This window comes from Burkholderia sp. GbtcB21 (assembly GCF_019091065.1).
Lineage (GTDB): Bacteria > Pseudomonadota > Gammaproteobacteria > Burkholderiales > Burkholderiaceae > Burkholderia > Burkholderia pyrrocinia_C.
In genome coordinates this window covers 1-235 of record NZ_JAGXKA010000495.1, presented here as the reverse complement: position 1 = coordinate 235, position 235 = coordinate 1, and the positions used below count along the sequence as shown (strand labels likewise).

General features: G+C 66.0%; 1 pseudogene. It reads left to right on the top strand.

The annotated features are described in order from the left end of the window. Positions 1-235: pseudogene (gene groEL / locus KVT39_RS37460) on the top strand (chaperonin GroEL); the annotation flags it as partial.

Here is a 235-nt window from a genome sequence, read left to right as displayed (position 1 = left end):
TGCCGCCGCACACCATCACCAAGCCCGACAAGCAGATCGCCGAGAACGAGTCCCCGTACATCCTGCGGCACGACGAGAAGATCGCGAACATCCGCGACCTGCTGCCGGTGCTCGAACAGGTCGCGAAGACGGGCCGGCCGCTGCTGATCATCGCGGAGGACGTCGAGGGCGAAGCGGTCGCGCCGCTCGTCGTGAACAACATCCGCGGAATCCTCAAGACGGTCGCGGTCAAGGC